This is a genomic window from bacterium (assembly GCA_026398675.1).
Lineage (GTDB): Bacteria > RBG-13-66-14 > RBG-13-66-14 > RBG-13-66-14 > RBG-13-66-14 > RBG-13-66-14.
The window spans coordinates 1-2748 of record JAPLSK010000272.1 but is presented as its reverse complement, the minus strand read 5'-3'; the positions used below and the strand labels follow the sequence as shown (position 1 = coordinate 2748).

The 2748-nt window shown below is 68.9% G+C and carries 4 protein-coding genes; all 4 read right to left on the bottom strand.

The window, feature by feature from the left end:
- On the bottom strand, positions 1-1301 hold a 1301-nt coding region (gene xseA, locus NTW26_08395; GenBank protein ID MCX7022270.1), incomplete at its 3' end, for an exodeoxyribonuclease VII large subunit.
- Between the two features lie 82 nt (positions 1302-1383).
- The gene (locus NTW26_08390; GenBank protein ID MCX7022269.1) at positions 1384-1851 is read right to left on the bottom strand and encodes an adenylate/guanylate cyclase domain-containing protein; all 468 of its coding nucleotides are present in this window, start codon (positions 1849-1851) and stop codon (positions 1384-1386) included.
- 6 nt (positions 1852-1857) lie between these two features.
- A complete protein-coding gene (locus NTW26_08385; GenBank protein ID MCX7022268.1) occupies positions 1858-2517 on the bottom strand; it encodes a hypothetical protein in 660 nt (219 codons plus the stop codon).
- Between the two features lie 34 nt (positions 2518-2551).
- Positions 2552-2748 (bottom strand): SigE family RNA polymerase sigma factor (locus tag NTW26_08380; protein MCX7022267.1); only part of this gene is annotated, 197 nt, incomplete at its 5' end.

The following is a 2748-nucleotide window of genomic DNA, read 5'->3' as shown; positions in this document are numbered from 1 at the left end:
CCGTCGTGGACGGTCACGCCCAGTTCGTCGGATGGTTGCAGTTCCTTTATGGAGCGAACGGGCGCGCCTTTACGCGAGAGGTGGCCGTAACCCCGGCCGATGACGCCCCGGGGGTCGAGGGCGGCGAGCTTTCCCGTCCCCGAGCCAAGGCGCACCCGGTGAGAGTATACCCCGCCGGATGCGGAGAGACTCGCCCGACGGATGAGGCCCGCCAAGGCCCTCTCGCGCAGACGGGGAACCGTGTGGGCCCGGGAGAGGGCCAGCCGGACCCGCGCGAATCTCGACTTACCCGCCTCGACGGCCGAGCGCGCGCCGTGCCGCAGGCGCTCGCCCAGACCGTCCACCCGCTGGCGGCGGAGGTTCAGGTAACCGGAGAGCCGCTCCACCGAAAGAGTTTTTTGAAAATGGTCCAGCCGCTGGCCTTCAAACTTCAGCAGATCCGCGGCGATGCGGCGGAGGGAGCCCCGCCCCGCGGCGACGCGGCGTCGGAGCTCGTCGCGCTCGGCGGTGACCATCTCGGCGGCGGCGCTGGGGGTCGGAGCCCGCACGTCGGCCGCCAGGTCCGCGAGGGTCACGTCCACCTCGTGCCCCACGGCGGAGATGACCGGCACCGGGCAGGCGTGAATCGCCCGGATAAGCCGCTCGTCGTTGAAGCAGAAGAGGTCCTCGTAGGAGCCTCCGCCCCGCCCCACGATGAGCACGTCCACCAGCCCCGATGCGCCGAGTTCCTCCACGGCGCGGGCCAGCTCCGCCCCGGCGCCCTCGCCCTGGACCAGCGCGTGCCGGAGGACGACGTCCAGGCCGGCGTGTCGGCGCGCCAGGACTCGCAGGATGTCTCGCAGAGCCGCACCGTCGCGGCTGGTGACCACGCCCACCCTCTTCGGCAGGCGCGGCAAAGGTCTTTTTCCCTCGGCGGCGAAGAGCCCCTCGGCGGCAAGCCTCGCTTTTAATTCCTCGAAGGCCCGCTGGAGCTCCCCCATCCCGCGCAGAACCAGCTCGTCGCAGATGAGCTGATAGTTCCCCCGGGGCGGGTACACGGAGACGTCGCCGCGGGCCACCACCTCGAGCCCGTCCGCGGGGACGAAGCCGAGCCGCTGGGGCCGCGGGCGGAACATGGCGCAGCCCAGCACCGCCCCCTCGTCCTTCAGGCGGAAGTAGAGATGGCCGCTCGCGGCCAGTTTCACGTCCGTCAGCTCCCCGGCCACCCAGACCCCGGCGTAGCGCTCCTCGAGGGTGCCCTTGATGAGGGCGGTCAGCCCGCTGACGCTGTAAGGCTCGGCCGCTGGGGAAGCGTTGAGCATGGGGCTATCTTATCCCAGGCCGCCGCGGGCGTCAAATACGGAAAAAACCCCGCCGGGGCGGGGTTCATCGCGGGAAAGACGGCTATGAACGGTCGGCGTCCGTCACCGAGCCGTAGCGCGGTCGGCGCATCGCCATGCCGGCGCGGTTGACCGTCCGGCCGACGACGGTGGTGGCGGTGTGGCCGCCGGCGGTGAAGGTGTGGACCTCGGCGGGACCGGAAGCGGCGTAAACGGCGGCCCGGAGCGGCTTGCCGCCGGCATCGAGCCCGGAGATTTCCGCGATTATCTCCTCCCCCGCCTTCCGAGCGACCGGACGATGATTTTCGAGGGCGACCACGGCGTTGAAGGTGGCGAAGACGCCGTCGCCGATGAGCTTGTCCACCACCCCGCCGTGCTTTTCGATTATCCGGCCCACGGCGGCGTAGTAATCGGCCAGGAGAGCGGCGACACGCCCGTCGCCCAGCTTTTCGGTCAGCTTTGCAAAGCCCTCCAGGTCGGTGAACAGGACGCTCACCTCGCGACGGCCGTCGGGTAGATGGTCCCCGTCCATCGTTTCCTATCCTCTCTTCGCGGCGGTCTTAAAGGCCGGATCGTTCCTCGCGCGCAACAGGGTCCGCAGGACCATGCCGGCGCCGAAGCAGGCCGACAGACCCGCCGGAATTTTCGTGAACCAATCGGGAAGTTCGACCCCGCCCAAATTCACGCCGAGGTTTACCCCGAACAGTGGGAGAATGGCGGCGGCGCCGACCGTCAGCGCCACGAGAAGCCCGCCACCCAGGAGAACCGCGGGCATCAGCGAGCGGCGCATCGGCGGGATGACCACCTTCGGGCGCTTCTCGGCGGAAACGCTCCGCATCACGTTCGCCCCGAGGCCCTCCGGAGCCCGGAAGAGCACAACCCGGTGAAGTTTTTCCTCTATCCGCCGGGCAAGGTCCAGCTCTTCCAGGAGGTCCGGCTTGCGCCGGAGCTTTTCCTCACCCTCGGCGAACCTGGCGTCGAGCTTTCCGCCAACCCGGTCAACATTGGAGAGGGCTCTGCCGATGGATTCGTTCACCCGGTCGGAAATTTCCCCCTCCAGCCGGCCGACCCTTTCCTCGACGCCCTCCACCTTTCCCCGGACCCTCTCCATGGCGCGGAGAAAGGCCTCCCGTTCCTCGGGGGCCAGCTCACCGGCCGCGTATCGGTCGAAAAGGTCTCTCAGTTCATCGGCGTCCATCGTCACCCCTCGCAAAGCATAGCCCAAACCCGTTTCACTCGACAACCTGGAACGAATCGCCCGTCCGCTCGACGTAGAGCTCCCGCAGCTTTTTCCTCCCCCGGTGGACCCAGGTCTTCAGGGTGGCCTCGGGGCACCCGAGGGCCGCGGCGGCGTCGCGGTAATCCACGCCCTCCAGGTACGCCAGCTCGATGGCCCGGCGCTCGTTCTCGGGCAGCTCGGCCAGTAAAC

Bases quoted from the DNA above. Each gene is read 5' to 3' on its own strand.
- NTW26_08385 (MCX7022268.1), bottom strand. From the start codon at position 2,517: ATGGACGCCGATGAACTGAGAGACCTTTTCGACCGATACGCGGCCGGT.
- NTW26_08390 (MCX7022269.1), bottom strand. From the start codon at position 1,851: ATGGACGGGGACCATCTACCCGACGGCCGTCGCGAGGTGAGCGTCCTG.